At 33.8% G+C, this 15551-nt stretch carries 12 protein-coding genes and 2 pseudogenes; 7 read left to right on the forward strand and 7 right to left on the reverse strand.

Features of this window, described 5'->3' with window-relative positions:
* Positions 1-7: 7 nt before the first annotated feature.
* The 5 genes from D1817_12575 to D1817_12595 all read left to right on the forward strand — a co-directional run bounded on the left by D1817_12575 (position 8) and on the right by D1817_12595 (position 4648).
* A complete protein-coding gene (locus tag D1817_12575) occupies positions 8-1447 on the forward strand; it encodes an aldehyde dehydrogenase (GenBank protein AXT20687.1) in 1440 nt (479 codons plus the stop codon).
* A 64-nt stretch (positions 1448-1511) separates the two neighbouring features.
* Entirely contained in the window at positions 1512-2297 is a 786-nt protein-coding gene (locus tag D1817_12580; GenBank protein AXT20688.1) for an SDR family oxidoreductase, read from the forward strand.
* 97 nt (positions 2298-2394) lie between these two features.
* Positions 2395-2892 (forward strand): 3-hydroxyanthranilate 3,4-dioxygenase, encoded by a 498-nt coding sequence (locus tag D1817_12585; protein ID AXT20689.1) that lies wholly within the window; start codon positions 2395-2397, stop codon positions 2890-2892.
* 29 nt (positions 2893-2921) lie between these two features.
* Entirely contained in the window at positions 2922-4007 is a 1086-nt protein-coding gene (locus tag D1817_12590) for an amidohydrolase (protein AXT20690.1), read from the forward strand.
* Entirely contained in the window at positions 4007-4648 is a 642-nt protein-coding gene (locus D1817_12595) for an O-methyltransferase (GenBank protein AXT20691.1), read from the forward strand. The genes D1817_12590 and D1817_12595 overlap by 1 nt, the downstream gene beginning before the upstream one ends.
* Here the strand turns inward: D1817_12595 and D1817_12600 are convergent, their stop codons facing one another.
* From D1817_12600 to D1817_12620, 5 genes are all read right to left on the reverse strand, one after another.
* Positions 4649-4969 carry a twin-arginine translocase TatA/TatE family subunit gene (locus D1817_12600; GenBank protein AXT20692.1) on the reverse strand — a complete coding sequence of 107 codons (321 nt, stop codon included), beginning with the start codon at positions 4967-4969 and terminating at the stop codon, positions 4649-4651. It abuts the gene before it with no gap.
* Positions 4970-5024: 55 nt separating this feature from the next.
* On the reverse strand, positions 5025-7331 hold the full coding sequence (locus tag D1817_12605) for a M1 family peptidase (protein AXT20693.1): 2307 nt from the start codon (positions 7329-7331) through the stop codon (positions 5025-5027).
* Positions 7332-7394: 63 nt separating this feature from the next.
* Positions 7395-7898, reverse strand: coding sequence for a peptidase E (locus D1817_12610; protein AXT20694.1), 504 nt, complete (start codon positions 7896-7898; stop codon positions 7395-7397).
* Positions 7899-7961: 63 nt separating this feature from the next.
* Positions 7962-8768, reverse strand: coding sequence for a hypothetical protein (locus D1817_12615; GenBank protein AXT20695.1), 807 nt, complete (start codon positions 8766-8768; stop codon positions 7962-7964).
* Positions 8755-9564 (reverse strand): hypothetical protein, encoded by an 810-nt coding sequence (locus tag D1817_12620; GenBank protein ID AXT20696.1) that lies wholly within the window; start codon positions 9562-9564, stop codon positions 8755-8757. Before D1817_12620 ends, D1817_12615 begins: the two co-directional genes overlap by 14 nt.
* A gap of 182 nt (positions 9565-9746) precedes the next feature.
* On the opposite strand from D1817_12620, the gene pepE reads away from it, so the two are divergent.
* Positions 9747-10454 carry a dipeptidase PepE gene (gene pepE / locus D1817_12625; GenBank protein ID AXT20697.1) on the forward strand — a complete coding sequence of 236 codons (708 nt, stop codon included), beginning with the start codon at positions 9747-9749 and terminating at the stop codon, positions 10452-10454.
* A gap of 954 nt (positions 10455-11408) precedes the next feature.
* On the opposite strand, the pseudogene D1817_12630 reads toward pepE, so the two are convergent.
* Positions 11409-11630: pseudogene (locus D1817_12630) on the reverse strand (hypothetical protein).
* Between the two features lie 48 nt (positions 11631-11678).
* Positions 11679-12500: pseudogene (locus tag D1817_12635) on the reverse strand (hypothetical protein).
* Between the two features lie 1370 nt (positions 12501-13870).
* Between D1817_12635 and D1817_12640 the strand changes: the two are divergent.
* Positions 13871-15007, forward strand: coding sequence for a gliding motility-associated C-terminal domain-containing protein (locus D1817_12640; GenBank protein AXT20698.1), 1137 nt, complete (start codon positions 13871-13873; stop codon positions 15005-15007).
* Positions 15008-15551: the final 544 nt, after the last annotated feature.

Below are 15551 nucleotides of genomic sequence, written 5' to 3' on the forward strand. Positions count from 1 at the left end.
AATAAAAATGAATATTAAAAACTACATCAACGGACAATTTCATAATCCAATCAATAATGAGTGGTTAGATAACTATTGTCCAGCTAATGGAGAAATATATGGGCAAATACCCAACTCATCTAAAGCTGATGTAGAAAACGCATATATCGCTGCAAAATCAGCATTCCCTATTTGGTCTCAAACCACTTTAGAAGAGCGCAGCCGTATTTTAATTAAAATATCAGAGTTATTAGAAGACAATCTAGAGCGTTTTGCTGCAGCTGAAAGTATTGATAATGGCAAACCTATTGTTTTAGCAAAATCAATTGACATTCCAAGGGCAGCAAGTAATTTTCGTTTTTTTGGCAATGCCATTACACAATTTGCAAGCGAAAGTCATGAAAGTGTAGGGCAAGAAGCTATTAACTATACATTAAGACAACCTATAGGGGTCGTGGGGTGTATTTCGCCTTGGAATCTTCCATTATATCTGTTTAGTTGGAAAATTGCTCCTGCAATTGCTGCTGGAAATTGCGTAATCGCCAAACCCAGTGAAATTACACCAATGACGGCTTATCTTTTAGGCGAAATATGTACCGAAGCTGGTTTACCTAAAGGAGTGCTAAACATTGTACATGGCTTAGGTACTACAACCGGACAAGCTATTATTGAACATCCAGATATTAAAGCTATTTCCTTTACTGGTGGTACAACTACAGGAGCACATATCGCTAAAACTGCAGCGCCAATGTTCAAAAAATTATCTTTAGAATTAGGAGGTAAAAACCCTAATATTATTTTTGCTGATTGCGATTATGAAGATATGTTAATTACAACGGTTAAATCATCTTTTTCTAATCAGGGACAGATTTGTTTATGTGGTAGTCGTATTTTTATAGAAGATTCTATTTACGAAAAATTTAAAACAGATTTTATTAAAAAAATAAAACAGCTTAAAATTGGACATCCATCTGAAGAGTCTACCAATATTGGGGCATTAGTTTCGAAGTCGCATCTCGAGAAAGTAATACATTATATAAATATAACCAAAGAAGAAGGTGGAACTATTGTTTGTGGAGGGAATAAAATTACAATAGAAAACTATGAAAATGGTTACTATCTTGAACCAACAATTATTGAAATCACTAATAATAAATGCAAATTAAATCAAGAAGAAATCTTTGGTCCAGTAGTTACTATTATGCCATTTCATAGAGAAGATGATGTATTACAAATGGCTAATGATGTAAAGTATGGTTTATCGGCTATACTTTGGACCAGTGATTTAAAACGTACTATACGAATGAGCAATCAATTACAAGCCGGAATTGTTTGGATAAACACTTGGATGATGCGTGATTTACGTACCCCTTTTGGAGGCATTAAAGCTTCTGGTGTTGGTCGTGAAGGAGGTTTTGAAGCATTACGATTCTTTACAGAAGCTAAAAATGTGTGTATAAAATACTAGTTATTAGAATATTAAAAATTAAAATAACATAAAAAAAAAGATTCTTGTTTTTACGAGAAATATTATGAATTTAAACCTCAAAAATAAAAATGCTTTGGTTTGTGGAAGTACACAAGGCATAGGAAAAGCAACAGCTATAGCATTAGCAACAGAAGGCGTAAATGTTATACTTGTGGCTAGAGATGAAATTAAATTACAAAAAGTAGTGTCTGAATTGCCAAGCAATAATCAAATACATAACTATATTGTTGTAGATTTTTCTAATCCTGAAAATTTAAGAACTAAGATTTCTAATTACATATCAAATTATCACGGATTTCATATTCTAATAAATAATACAGGGGGACCAAAAGGAGGTCCTGTATTTTCAGCAGAGTTAGACGAGTTTCAAAATGCTTTCACACAGCATTTAAAATGCAATCATATACTAGTACAAGCTCTTGTTCCTTTTATGAAAAGTGAAGGTTACGGGCGTATTATTAATGTAATATCTACATCTGTAAAACAACCTTTAGATGGATTAGGGGTTAGTAACACTATACGTGGTGCAGTAGGCAATTGGAGTAAAACTTTAGCTAATGAATTAGGGCAGTTTGGCATTACCGTAAACAATGTATTACCAGGTGCTACAGCAACTGAACGCTTATCTGAGATTATAAAAAACAAAGCCTCAAAAACAGGTGTTTCTATAGAGGATGCAACAAAAACTATGCAAAATGCTATTCCAGCGAAACGCTTTGCAAAACCTGAAGAAACAGCTAGTGCAATTACATTTTTAGCAAGTGAAGTAGCAAGTTATATTAACGGAATTAACCTTCCTGTTGATGGTGGGCGTACAAAATCTTTGTAACTTTATAACTTGTCATCCTGAACTTGTTTCAGTATCTCATTAAAAATAGATTCCGTATCAAACACGGAATGATAGAATTTTAAAAACCAATATTATTATGAGTAATCTAGTTACGCCTATAAATTTTAAAGCTTGGATTGAAGAAAATCGTCATTTATTAAAGCCACCCGTTGGCAATAAAGTCGTTTGGAAAGATGGCGATTATATTGTAATGGTCGTTGGTGGCCCCAATAGCAGAAAAGATTATCATTATAATGAAACACCTGAGTTTTTTTACCAGGTAGAAGGTGATATAGTATTAAAAGTTATTGACGAAGGTGAACCTAAAGACATTCATATTAAAGAAGGAGAGATTTTTATTTTACCGCCAAAAGTACCACACTCCCCTCAGCGTGGTGCTAATACTGTTGGATTAGTTATAGAATACCCAAGGCCTAAAGGTGTAAAAGACAAATTACAATGGTATTCTGAAAAGAATGGAAGTTTAATATATGAAGAAGAATTTACTTTAGAAAATATAGAGACTGATATGCCTGCAATTTTTGACAGATATTATAACAATATAGAGAAACGAAATTCTACGAGTGAGAAATAATCATAGGGTCACAAAAAAAGTAAAAATTGATGGCTAAAAGAAAATTACGTATTAACGGTCATTCACATTTATTGCCTTATCCAGAGCAAATTCCCGATTTTATGAAAGAAAAGGAAATATTCTGGGTAGATGATGAACGTAAATATATGTTACAAAAAGGATGGAAACGTCCTGTGACCGATTCTAGTTTTTTCTTAAATGAAAAGTTAGAATGGATGGAGCGAAATCGTTTAGACCATGCTGTTGTTTTAAACCTATCACAACTGTATGGGAATGGTCTTCGTCTTGAAGAAATGAAAAAGGCATTACGTTTTCAAAATGATTTTAATGCTAAAGTTCAGCACGATCACCCTAAGAAATTTACTTGTGGTTTTGTGGTACATCCAGGTTTTATTCACGGGGCATTGTATGAAATTGAGCGCTGTGTGGAAGAATTAAATTTAAGGGTTTTATGCTTACCAACTCATTTTATGGATTCTATTGGGCAATGGCGCTCGGTATTTGATAAAGAAAATGATCGCATTTTTGAATTGGCCGATAAATATAAACTCGCTATAGAAATTCATCCTTACGATGGTGATAAAATGATAAACCTTGAAAATACCGCCTGGCGTTTTCATTTAATATGGATGCTAGCACAATGTGGTGATGCTTATCATTTTTATACGCTTAATGGAATACAAGAACGTTTTCCAAATATCAGAACGTGTTTTGCACACGGCGGACAATTAGCACAAATGAATTTAGGGAGGCGCATACAAGGTTTTGATGGTCGCCCAGATTTGTTTGAAGGCAAACATCACCCAAGAAAAGCAGTTGGGCACCCTAACATTTATTTTGACACCTTAGTTCACGATACTAATTCGTTAAAATTAATGATTGAGAATCAAGGCTCAAGTCAAGTAATTTTAGGGTTAGACGATCCTTATCCTTTAGGAGAAATGGAAAGTGATGCTCAATCTTCATATCCAGGAAAGATTCTTGATTTAGCAATAGATAGAAAAATTATCACTCAAGAAGAGTATGATGAAATATGGGAGTGTAATGTATTGCGTTGGCTATTTGGAGATGATGAAGCTTCTAAAAAGAGTTTAGTTAATCGAATTTTATCTTAATGCATTTTATACCTAAAAACCTAGATGATTATGTTGTGACACATTCTGAAGACGAACCAGAATTACTACAACAACTAACTAGAGAAACCTATCAAAAAATATTACAACCTCGCATGCTTAGTGGGCATTATCAAGGTCGTGTTTTAAGTATGATTTCTAAATTAATACATCCAAAAAACATCTTAGAAATTGGAACCTATACAGGTTATTCTGCATTATGCTTAGCAGAAGGTATCCAACATGATGGAGAGTTACACACCATTGATATTAATGAAGAATTAGTTGATTTTCAACGAAAATATTTTAATAAATCTGATTATGGTTCTCAAATTATTCAACATTTGGGAAATGCATTGGATATTATTCCTAACCTTGATATAACTTTCGATTTAATTTTTATTGATGCAGATAAGCCTAACTACCCTAATTATTTTAATTGTATTATAGATAAACTTAATCCAAGTGGAATTATTTTATCTGACAATGTATTATGGAGTGGAAAAGTAGTTGAAGAAATAAACCCTGATGATCTCTCTACAAAAGCTTTATTAGAATATAATAGTTTATTAAAAGAAGATACAAGGGTTGAAACAGTACTGCTACCTATACGTGATGGGTTGACAATTAGTAGAAAATACTAATTATAATTTTCGTTTTACAGAACCAGTAAAATCTTCAAGACCATCTTTTACTTTATTAACTTCTTCATTAAGTTCTTTAGTAATTTCAGTATCTATACCATGCTTTTCAGCACTTTTAGTGATTTCTTGCTTAATATCGTTAGTTGCATCTTTAAGTGTACGCATTCCTTTACCTAATCCTCTTGCAATCTCAGGGATTTTGTCTGCACCAAATACCATTACTACTATGAATAGTATAAATGTTATTTCTGCTCCGCTAATAAACAAAAAAGTTGCTTGTTGTATCACTTTGCAAATATAGTGAGTAAGTTTTATACTCATAAAAAAACCGGCTTTTTTTAAGCCGGTTTTTAATTACTTTAAGAAATTTTTTAATTTAATTTCTTACTCTATTTTTAAACTGATCAAATTGATCTTGCTTAATTTCTCTAGGCCAAGAATTGTTTGACGTATCAACATCTGCAGTTTCTTGATTAGGATCTACCTTAAAAGATACAATTTCTTTATCAGAAGCAATTGCTTTACTTACTTGGTTATCGTTAAGTCTCCATATTTGAGCAGGGTATGTTTCTGTTTTTGATGTTCCGTCTGCATATGTATATTCAACTATAATCGGCATTACCAATCCTCCTGGTTTTTGAAATGTAACATTATAAAAGTATTTAGGCTTATCTATTGCTTTACGTTGTTCAGCAGTAAAATTATCCATTAAATATTCTTTTAATGTTGCAGATTGTTTTGATGCTAAAGCACCTTTCATATTGTTTTTAAATTCATCACTTCCTTCTTCTACTAAATATACTAAAGGAGGTAAGTCACTTATATTAACATTTCTTTGTTTAGCTGCATTTTTCACAAACTCATTTGGTTCTGAAGATACGTGATATTTTTTTACATCAGATATTGAAATATCTACATAGTCTGTGGTATAAAACCACCCTCTCCAATACCAATCTAAATCTACAGCAGAAGCATCTTCCATAGTTCTGAAGAAGTCTTCAGGTGTTGGATGTTTAAATTTCCAACGGTTAGCATATTCTCTAAACGAATAATCAAATAATTCACGCCCCATTACAGTTTCGCGAAGTATATTTAATGCAGTACCTGGTTTACCATAAGCATTATTACCAAATTGATATGTATTTATTCCTTTAGTCATAATAGGTGCTATAAAATCTTGATCACCACCCATATAAGCAGTAATATTTCTAGCTGGTCCACGACGAGAAGGATATGTTTTATGTTCTTTAGACAATGCCGTTGGATTCCATTCTCCAAAATCTTGCTCTGCAACATATTGTACAAATGTATTAAGTCCTTCATCCATCCATGTCCATTGGCGTTCATCACTATTCACAATCATAGGAAAGAAATTGTGCCCTACTTCATGAATAATAACACTAATCATCCCATATTTAACTCTATCACTATATGAACCATCTTTATTAGGACGGCCATGATTCCAACAAATCATAGGATATTCCATACCTTGTTGTTTTGCATGTACAGAAATTGCTTTATGATAAGGGTAATCAAAAGTCATTCTAGAATAAGATTTAATTGTAGCCGCTACCGCTCTTGTTGACCATTCTTCCCATAAAGGATTTCCTTCTTTAGAGTAAAGAGATACAGCCATAACATCTTTATTTCCAACTTTTACAGCCATCATATCCCAAATGTATTTTCTTGAAGTTGCAAATCCAAAATCACGTACATTCTCAGCATATAATTTCCAAGTTTTAGTATCTGTACTCTTTTTCTTTTCGGCTGCTTCAGCTTCTTTTTGAGTAACTATAACTACTGGCTTATCGTATGACTTTTTTGCTTTCTCATAGCGTTTCATCATATCTTTAGAAAACACTTCAGATCTATTCGTTAATCTACCTGTACCGTCTAATTTATGATCAGCTGGCACTGTAATATTAACTTCAAAATTTCCAAATGGTAACGCAAATTCATCGCGTCCAAAAAATTGTGAATTTTGCCATCCTTCTACATCATTATATACTGCCATTCTCGGATAAAACTGTGCGATAACATAATTTCTATTATCTGTGTCGGGAAAATATTCATATCCGGAACGTCCTCTTCCATCTACGTGATCATTAATATTATACCACCATTTAATTGAGAAAGAAAACTTATCACCAGTGCTCATTGCTTTTGGCAATTCTACACGCATCATTGTACCATTAATTAAATGCGGTAATGCATTTCCATTTGTATCTTTAACTTCTTGAATATTAAACCCACCATCAAAACGCTCTTTCAAAAATGTATTTGCAAATCCTCGTGGTGATACAGCTGGGCCTACTCCACTACTTTCAATTAAAGGTGTTTTAGAATCTTTAGCTCTCATATTTTGATCTAACTGTACCCATAAATATGTTAGCTGATCTGGAGAATTATTGGTATAAGTAATTGTTTCAAATCCTGAGATTTTTGCATTTACATCATCAAGAGTGATGTCCATCTTATAATCTGCTTGTTGTTGATAATATGCAGGTCCTGGAGCTCCAGATCCAGTTCTAAACATATTAGGAGTTGAAAACTCATCATACAACTGTTTAAATTTGTTATTGTTTGTATGGCCTGGGCCACGCTCTGGTTGTGTTTGATTCTGTGCAAATGCATTAACAGAAAGAAATACAACAGAAATAAATAAATACTGAAGTTTTTTCATTGCTTATATTAATTACTAAATTTAAGCACGGAAAATAATAAATTTTAACAAGTATTAAGAGTTTTAATCGAACTTTAACACGCCTTTATCATTAGTAGGTATAAGGATAAAACTCTTATTTTTAGAATAAATTTTTGTTCTAACTATGTTTTGTTGTTCTTCAAATAAATCAAACAAAACTTTATTGGTAATTTCTAAGGAATTTATTTTAGTTACATTCTCAATTTCTAAATAAAAGTAAACAATATCATCTTCGTATTCTTTTCCTAAAAATTTAAAATCTATTGATTCTCCATTCAATTTTACAATAATCTTATCTGTAATATATTTTTTAGAATAAACATCTACTTCTTTAGATTCGTTTGGAATATTTAAAGTAATATTTTCATCATAACGTTCTCTTAAAAGTTGCTCAAAATCATCAATAAACACACGCATTATAAATTGAAGAGATTTTTGTTCTTCCTTATATTCAACTTTTGTAACACTTACATAAAATTTATGTACAGATGTAGCCAGAAATAATGGCATTATTAAAATTACAATCAGTTTTATAGGCAATCGCATATTTTAAAATATTTTTTAGCAAATGTAATTATTTTGAATCTTCAAAACGTATACCAAATTAACTTAATCTTTATTTGAAGCTAGATTATTTTTATATATGATAAGTTTTTCTTGTAAAAATTTTAAAGCTTCAAAATCATTACTTCCACATCTTCTTAAAAAATCTTTATCTTCTGAACAAAAATAAAAAAAATCTGTACGATGCTTTTTATCCAGAGCATTAGTATTAAAAAATATTTCTGACAATTCTTCTTTTATTCTATTAATAAGGTTTGTGCGTCTCTCTAAATCAACATTTCTCTTTAATTTTTTTGTTCTACCAGATACTGCATTTAATATTTTATTTAAATTAAGTGCACCACCTGCTCCTAAACCATTAGTAGACACATCAGAGATCCAACCGCCTCCGTCTGCATCAAACAATTCCCTTTCTGCTAATGTTTTTTTAGGTCCTGTATAACCTGGAATACCTAAATCGTAAAAATCTAAAGGTCGTTCAGCATCTGAATTAGCTATATCGGAATTTAAATTACCCGTTAATATTTTTCCAACAAGCACTTCATTTAATTGATTAATAGCTTCATTTAAATACACATTTATTCTTTTATTTTTAAAATCTTCAAAAGAAACTATAATGGTTTTTGTTTCATATAAAATAGAAGAAACTTGAATAGTATCTAGAGCTTTAGCAGATATTGTAAACACGCCCTCTGCATTTGTAGTTGCATAAGTTTTTGAGGACTTGTTTATAACATGAATCCCTTCTAAACTACTGTTCCCAAAAACAATCCCTTTAATCTGAGTTGTTTGTGCTTTTAATATAAATGATAATAACCCAAAAAATAAAATTAAGCACTTAGTTTTTAACATTCTTTATTTTTTGAAAAGCATTGCGTTGTTTTAGAATAAAATCTAAAAAATCAAACTCTCTTTTATCGTTAAGTAATGATTTATCAAATCCATTCAACTCAACAAAATAAACAAAAGATGAAACTTCGTTTTTAGAAATACCAACAGTATTTATATAGAAATCTTCAGTGTATTTTTTATTAAGAAGGCGATTTTTTAAAGTTTCTTTATTTTGATCATTCTTAACCTCAGTATCATTATCTTTATTTTTTGATTTTAAAAATAATCCTACTAAACCTATTACATCTACTCCATTTATATACTCTCTTCCATATACTTCTGTATTTCGTACAGCATCTTTATTATCTTCTAAAAATTCAAACTCATCAAGATTTGCTAATCCAAAATATAAGGCATCATAATTAGGGTTTAGTATTTTTGCATTTGCAATATCTTCGTTAATATTACCTGAGAGCCCGAAAGGCAAGATTACAACTTCAGGTAGATCGTTAACCTGTTCTATCAATACAATTGTAACTGATTTAGATTTTAGAATTTTTTCATCTATAGTAAGTGTTATTTTTTGAAATTGTAATGCAGAAATTTCTAATATGTCGTTTAAATATACTTTAATAGTAAACTTTCCTTCATTATCAGATATACTACCACTACTAGCAGTTGTATTAAATATTGTTACGCCTTCTACGTCTAGACTATCTACTATTATTTGTCCAGAAATTTCAATACGCTCTTTATTTTGAGAAAAAGAAACTATACAAAATATAAAAAAGAGATAGGTAATGTATTTAAATTTCATAAGCATAAAGAAAGTTATTACTGATCATAATAAAATGTCAACATCATTTAATTTTTTGTTAAATCAGCTATTTATCTAAATTTACAAAAAAATAAATTTGCAAACTTATGTTTCACAAATTTTAACTAAAATTGATTTCAAAGAACAAAAGCTAATCATATTTTATTGATAAAATATTATAAATGAAAGATATTATTATTGCTAGTACATCCACCGTTCATAATAGTGAATTTTTAGAGTATCTTTTAGAAGATCTAAAAATTCATTTTAAAAACACCAATACTATTTTATTTATACCCTATGCAAGACCAAGTGGAATATCTCACGACGATTATACAAAAAAAGTTAAAATTGCATTTTCTAAAATTGGAAAAGATATTGTTGGTATTCATCAGTTCGATGACCCTGTAAAGGCAATCTCTCAAGCAAAAGGTATATTCGTTGGTGGAGGTAATACTTTTGTTTTAGTAAATCAATTATATAAAAACAATTTAATGTCCATACTCAATAAAGTAGTTACAAATGGAACACCATATCTGGGTACTAGTGCGGGAAGTAATATTTGTGGCCTTACTTTGAATACAACCAATGACATGCCTATAATTTATCCTCCAAGTTTTAAAACTCTTTCTTTAGTACCATTTAATATTAACCCACATTATTTAGATCCTGATCCAAAAAGTAAACATATGGGAGAAACTCGAGAAACTCGAATAAAAGAATTTCATAATTTTAATACTCAGCCAGTAATTGGCCTTCGAGAAGGGAGTTACTTATTAGTGAAAGGAAATAAAATTATACTAAAAGGAAAATTAACTGCAAGGATTTTTGAATTAAATAAATCGCCTTACGAATTAGAGACTAATTCTAATTTATCTTTTCTAAATTAAAATAATTCACTCTTTAAGATTTTAAATTATAAGTTATTTTTATATCTAAAAATCAAATAGTTACAATAAAATCATTTCATTTTCTGAATTGCGTTTCAAGAATTTATAAGTTTCTATTTTTGATTGAATAATGTTTATATTTCTGTAATTAATAGTCAAATTAAGATTACAGTTAAACGTTAAATTTTGTATTTTATCGTAAAAAATTACATTTAATCGATAATATATACATATATTTGCCTCAGATCAATCAACCATAATCTAAAAAACAAAATCAATATAGTACAGATGTAAAAAATAAAATATAGAAAACCCTACAATTATGAAACAGAAAATTGCGCTAATTCTAATCATAGTATTAAGTATTTGTGCCTCTAATGCACAAGTAAAAATAGGAGATAACCCCAATACAATAAACTCCTCTTCCCTATTAGAACTCCAGAGTTCAGATAAAGTTTTAGTAGTTACAAGAATTTCTAATGTAGAAATGAATGCACTCGCTCCTCTAAACGGTGCTCTTGTGTATAATACCGATGAAAATTGTTTATTTCAATTTAGCAACAATTCTTGGGTTAGTTTATGTGTAGACGTTATGTCTGGAGAAACCATTACATCTTTAATGGATAATAATGATGGTACTATAAGCTACACAAACGAATCTAACACACTTACAATAATAAATAAAGCTGTTTTAACAGATAATACAGATGGCACATTTACTTTTGATAATGGAAATGGGTCACCTATAACATTTAATGGTTCGCAAACCATTCTTACTGGAACTGGTATAACTACTATTACAGGTACTGGGACTACTATTGATCCTTATATTATTACTAGCACTGAAGTAGATGGCTCTCTTACTAATGAACTACAAACCATTTCTATTAATGGTCAAGATCTAACTTTAAGTAATGGAGGTGGAACAATAACCATCCCTACTTCAGTTGGACCTCAGGGGCCTATTGGATTAACCGGGGCTACTGGACCACAAGGACCTGCTGGGAACGATGGGGCTGATGGCGCTGACGGAGCAGTTGGACCTCAGGGACCTATCGGATTAACTGGTGCTACTGGACCGCAAGGGCCTGCTGGGAACGATGGGGCTGATGGCGCTGACGGAGCAGTTGGACCTCAGGGACCTATTGGATTAACTGGTGCTACTGGACCGCAAGGGCCTGCTGGGAACGATGGGGCTGATGGCGCTGACGGAGCAGTTGGACCTCAGGGACCTATTGGATTAACTGGTGCTACTGGACCGCAAGGGCCTGCTGGGAACGATGGGGCTGATGGCGCTGACGGAGCAGTTGGACCTCAGGGACCTATTGGATTAACTGGTGCTACTGGACCACAAGGGCCTGATGGTAACGATGGGGCTGATGGCTCTGACGGAGCAGTTGGACCTCAGGGACCTATTGGATTAACTGGTGCTACTGGACCGCAAGGGCCTGCTGGGAACGATGGGGCTGATGGCGCTGACGGAGCAGTTGGACCTCAGGGACCTATTGGATTAACTGGTGCTACTGGACCGCAAGGGCCTGCTGGGAACGATGGGGCTGATGGCGCTGACGGAGCAGTTGGACCTCAGGGACCTATTGGATTAACTGGTGCTACTGGACCGCAAGGGCCTGCTGGGAACGATGGGGCTGATGGCGCTGACGGAGCAGTTGGACCTCAGGGACCTATTGGATTAACTGGTGCTACTGGACCGCAAGGACCTGCTGGGAACGATGGGGCTGATGGCGCTGACGGAGCAGTTGGACCTCAGGGACCTATTGGATTAACTGGTGCTACTGGACCGCAAGGGCCTGCTGGGAACGATGGGGCTGATGGCGCTGACGGAGCAGTTGGACCTCAGGGACCTATCGGATTAACTGGTGCTACTGGACCGCAAGGGCCTGCTGGGAATGATGGTGCCGATGGTGCTGACGGAGCAGTTGGACCTCAGGGACCTATTGGATTAACTGGTGCTACTGGACCGCAAGGGCCTGCTGGGAACGATGGGGCTGATGGCGCTGACGGAGCAGTTGGACCTCAGGGACCTATTGGATTAACTGGTGCTACTGGACCGCAAGGGCCTGCTGGGAACGATGGGGCTGATGGCGCTGACGGAGCAGTTGGACCTCAGGGACCTATTGGATTAACTGGTGCTACTGGACCGCAAGGGCCTGCTGGGAATGATGGTGCCGATGGTGCTGACGGAGCAGTTGGACCTCAGGGACCTATTGGATTAACTGGTGCTACTGGACCACAAGGGCCTGATGGTAACGATGGGGCTGATGGTGCTGACGGAGCAGTTGGACCTCAGGGACCTATTGGATTAACCGGTGCTACTGGACCACAAGGACCTGCTGGTAACGATGGGGCTGATGGCGCTGACGGAGCAGTTGGACCTCAGGGACCTATTGGATTAACTGGTGCTACTGGACCACAAGGGCCTGCTGGGAACGATGGGGCTGATGGCGCTGACGGAGCAGTTGGACCTCAGGGACCTATTGGATTAACTGGTGCTACTGGACCGCAAGGGCCTGCTGGGAATGATGGTGCCGATGGTGCTGACGGAGCAGTTGGACCTCAGGGACCTATTGGATTAACTGGTGCTACTGGACCACAAGGGCCTGATGGTAACGATGGGGCTGATGGTGCTGACGGAGCAGTTGGACCTCAGGGACCTATTGGATTAACCGGTGCTACTGGACCACAAGGACCTGCTGGTAACGATGGGGCTGATGGCGCTGACGGAGCAGTTGGACCTCAGGGACCTATTGGATTAACTGGTGCTACTGGACCACAAGGGCCTGATGGTAACGATGGGGCTGATGGCGCTGACGGAGCAGTTGGACCTCAGGGACCACAAGGAATACAAGGACCTATTGGACCACAAGGGCCTGCTGGGAATGATGGTGTAGATGGGGTTACACCCACAATCACAACAACAGCAATACAGGTAGATCAATCTTTTTTAGCCAAAGCGAATGTAACTGGGGATTCAAATCAACCAAATCAAATTTTGACTTTAGGAAGTGTACGTACAGATACTGGATGGAGCATAACAGGAAATCAGGCAATATTTTCAGATACCGCAGATTATGTAAAAATTGATGCTATGGCATATATGCAACAAAATATAAATAATACGTTCGCAAGAATAAACCCTGAATTAGAATTATTAAAAAATGGAACTGTGGTAGCTAGAAGCGCATCAGCTTATCAACGTCATGCGGGAGGTCACGATTCAAGTAGTAATACCATCTCGTATGTAGATCACAATCCAGTTTCAGGAGATATTTATCAACTAAGAGCTCAACAAGGTTCTGCTCAAAATGATGTATTAAATATTGACTTAGGTCATTTTGATTTAATAGCTGTTAAAAAAATATCTGTAATACAAACAGTCGTAGCAAATTAATTATAAGATGAGAAAAGTAGTAATATTCTTTTTGTTTATTTCTAATATATTGATTGCACAAACTGCATTTCATAATTATGGAAATTTACAAATACATAATCAAGGAGAGGTTGGTTTTCATATAGATTTAATAAACGATGGTGTTTTTAATGAAAATTTAGGATTAGTAGGGTTTTATAATACCAATAATCAATTATCAATTTCAGGGACAGAAATTCCAAGGTTTTTTGATGTAGATATCGATGTAGATAATAATTTATTTTTAACAATAAATACAGAAGTTTCAAATTCTCTTAATTTTATTAATGGTGATGTTGTTACTCCCAGGGATAATCCCAGTATTTCACTTGACTTTTTAAATAATACATTATTTATTCTTGAAGATAATGCAAAACATGTAGATGGATATACTTCTTTCTTTGGGAGTGATCAATTTTCTTTTCCAATAGGTGATGATAATAGATTAAAGCCTTTAATAATTCCTTTTCAAAATGAAAAGTTGAAATTTAGTGCTGCATATTTTAATGAAGATCCTAATTTCCCTTCAACATTTACTAACGCTTTTGATACTTCAAATTCAGAAGTAATTATTAATGCTGTCAGCATTAATGAATTTTGGGATTTTAATGGAGTTAATGAAACTCAAGTAACTTTAACTTGGAATCAAGAAAGTCAAATAAGCACTCTTGTTGATGATTTAATAAATTTAAGAGTTGTCGGTTGGAGCTTATCAGAAAACAAATGGTTAGATCTAGGTAATGCTGAATTTACTGGAACATTAAATTCTGGAACAATTACTTCTAGTCCATATATTCCAAATGATTACGAAATTATAACTTTTGGAGCTTTAATAGGCAGCGAAGGTTTAGCCATTTATGATGGTATGTCTCCTAATGGTGATGGTATTAATGATTTTTTTGTAATTGAAGGGATAGAACTATTTGAAAACAATTTAAAAATATATGATAGACTTGGGAGACTAGTTTTTGAAGCTAAAAATTATCAAAATAACTGGGGAGGTGTTGCAAATCAAAATGTGTTTTTAAATACAAATGACGGAGTTCCTACTGGTACCTATTTTTATGTTTTAAATTTACCAACCGAGGGAAAAAACTATGCTGGACCTATATATATTCAACGTTAAAATAATTCATTTTATCATCAGGTAATAAAGTCTATTTTAATCAATTTTAAGTTTCTATTTTTAATCAAATAGTATTTACATTTCTATAATCAATGTCAAATTAAAGTTACACTTAAACGTTAAATTTTGTATTTTATCGTTTAAAAATTACATTTAATCGATAATATATACATATATTTGTTTGACATCAATCACCAATAATTAAAAAATAAAATCAATTTATAATATACATGTAAAAAAATAAAACATAGAAAACCCTACAATTATGAAACAGAAAATTGCGCTAATTCTAATCATAGTACTAAGTATTTGTGCCTCTAATGCACAAGTAAAAATAGGAGATAACCCCAATACAATAAACTCATCTTCCCTATTAGAACTCCAGAGTTCAGATAAAGTTTTAGTAGTTACAAGAATTTCTAATGCAGAAATGAATGCACTCGCTCCTCTAAACGGTGCTCTTGTGTATAATACCGATGAAAATTGTTTATTTCAATTTAGCAACAATTCTTGGGTTAGTTTATGTTCAAACATTATGTCTGGA

The organism is Flavobacteriaceae bacterium, assembly GCA_003443635.1.
GTDB lineage: Bacteria > Bacteroidota > Bacteroidia > Flavobacteriales > Flavobacteriaceae > AU392.

Coding starts and splice junctions, on each gene's coding strand:
- D1817_12595 (AXT20691.1), top strand. CDS start 4,007: ATGCATTTTATACCTAAAAACCTAGATGATTATGTTGTGACACATTCT.
- D1817_12605 (AXT20693.1), bottom strand. CDS start 7,331: ATGAAAAAACTTCAGTATTTATTTATTTCTGTTGTATTTCTTTCTGTT.
- D1817_12615 (AXT20695.1), bottom strand. CDS start 8,768: ATGTTAAAAACTAAGTGCTTAATTTTATTTTTTGGGTTATTATCATTT.
- D1817_12640 (AXT20698.1), top strand. CDS start 13,871: ATGAGAAAAGTAGTAATATTCTTTTTGTTTATTTCTAATATATTGATT.
- D1817_12575 (AXT20687.1), top strand. CDS start 8: ATGAATATTAAAAACTACATCAACGGACAATTTCATAATCCAATCAAT.
- D1817_12580 (AXT20688.1), top strand. CDS start 1,512: ATGAATTTAAACCTCAAAAATAAAAATGCTTTGGTTTGTGGAAGTACA.
- D1817_12585 (AXT20689.1), top strand. CDS start 2,395: ATGAGTAATCTAGTTACGCCTATAAATTTTAAAGCTTGGATTGAAGAA.
- D1817_12590 (AXT20690.1), top strand. CDS start 2,922: ATGGCTAAAAGAAAATTACGTATTAACGGTCATTCACATTTATTGCCT.
- D1817_12610 (AXT20694.1), bottom strand. CDS start 7,898: ATGCGATTGCCTATAAAACTGATTGTAATTTTAATAATGCCATTATTT.
- D1817_12600 (AXT20692.1), bottom strand. CDS start 4,969: ATGAGTATAAAACTTACTCACTATATTTGCAAAGTGATACAACAAGCA.
- D1817_12620 (AXT20696.1), bottom strand. CDS start 9,564: ATGAAATTTAAATACATTACCTATCTCTTTTTTATATTTTGTATAGTT.
- pepE (AXT20697.1), top strand. CDS start 9,747: ATGAAAGATATTATTATTGCTAGTACATCCACCGTTCATAATAGTGAA.